Source organism: Microbacterium sp. ISL-103 (assembly GCF_018613995.1).
Lineage (GTDB): Bacteria > Actinomycetota > Actinomycetes > Actinomycetales > Microbacteriaceae > Microbacterium.
The window spans coordinates 1-1,245 of the sequence record NZ_JAGGPD010000662.1 but is presented as its reverse complement, the minus strand read 5'-3'; the positions used below and the strand labels follow the sequence as shown (position 1 = coordinate 1,245).

At 69.3% G+C, this 1,245-nt stretch carries 2 protein-coding genes; one reads left to right on the top strand and one right to left on the bottom strand.

Annotated elements, in window-relative coordinates; translation table 11 throughout:
* Nucleotides 1-338 (bottom strand): YchJ family protein (locus tag J7E68_RS19310; protein ID WP_251049183.1); only part of this gene is annotated, 338 nt, incomplete at its 3' end.
* Between the two features lie 22 nt (nt 339-360).
* Between J7E68_RS19310 and J7E68_RS19305 the strand changes: the two genes are divergently transcribed.
* Nucleotides 361-1,200 carry an aldo/keto reductase gene (locus tag J7E68_RS19305; protein ID WP_215175154.1) on the top strand — a complete coding sequence of 280 codons (840 nt, stop codon included), beginning with the start codon at nt 361-363 and terminating at the stop codon, nt 1,198-1,200.
* The last annotated feature ends 45 nt before the right edge of the window (nt 1,201-1,245 follow it).

Sequence of the window (1,245 nt, the reverse complement as noted above, 5' to 3'; positions counted from 1 at the left end):
CCCTGGCGCCAGAACGCTTCGAACCCCCCCCCGCCCTCTCGATCGAACGGACCGCCGGCGACGCGGTCGACGATCACGAGCCGGCGCCACCGCAGGTCGTCGTCGACATCGAGTTCGGCGGGCCGGGTCGACGGGTGCCACGTCGCGCGCAGGTATTCGGCATCGCGCACCGCGAACGCCGTGTATCTCGAACGCATCAGACGTTCGGCCGTCGGCGCCGCCGCCCCGTCGAGCAGAGGTGCGCAGCATCCGCCGAACACATCGCCCGAGCCGCACGGGCATCGGGCCGCATCATCGGGGATGCCGACATCGGACGCCATACTCTCCGACTCCGTCATACCTCCAGCGTACGCTGGCGCCATGACGGCTCTTCCTCACTTCACCGCGCACAACGGCTTCTCCCTCCCCGCCCTTGGGCTCGGGACCTACGCTCTCGACGGCGACGCCGGAGCAGACGCCGTCACCAGCGCCATCGGCGCCGGTTACCGCCTCCTCGACTCCGCGTTCAACTACGAGAACGAGGGATCGGTCGGTCGCGGTCTGCGCGCGTCCGACGTCGATCGCTCCGAGATCATCGTGACGACGAAGATCCCCGGCCGCCACCACGCGCTGGCCAAGGCCCGCGCGAGCATTGAGGAGAGCCGTTCGCGATTCGGCGTCGACGCGATCGACCTGCACCTCATCCACTGGCCGAACCCGAGCCAGGACGAATACGTCGAGGCCTGGCAGGCGCTCGTCGACGCACAGCAGCGCGGCACGGTGAGGCAGATCGGCGTCTCGAACTTCCTGCCCGAGCACCTCGAGCGCATCGAGCGCGAGACGGGCGTGCGGCCCGTGGTGAACCAGATCGAGGTGCACCCGTATTTCACCCAGATCGAGCAGCTGGCCTACCACCGCGAGCACGGCATCCTCACCGAGGCGTGGAGCCCCCTGGGGCGCGCGAAGGAACTCCTCGACGAGCGTGTGATCGGCGAGGTGGCTGCCGCGCACGGCATCACCCGCGCGCAGACCGTGCTCGCTTGGCACATCGCTCGCGAGACCGTGGCGATCCCGAAGGCGTCGTCGCTCGAGCATCAGGTCGCGAACCTCGAGGCGGGAGCCGTCGTGCTCGAGCCCGCCGAGGTCGACGCCATCACCGCTCTGGGACGCGCGGACGGTCGCTTGTTCGACGCTGATCCCGCCACCCACGAGGAGTCCTGAGTGGGTTCCGCGCGCTTCTAGACTGGCGGGTATGCCCGTCTTCGC

Excerpts from the sequence above, each read along its gene's own strand:
- J7E68_RS19305 (WP_215175154.1), top strand. The coding sequence starts at position 361 with ATGACGGCTCTTCCTCACTTCACCGCGCACAACGGCTTCTCCCTCCCC.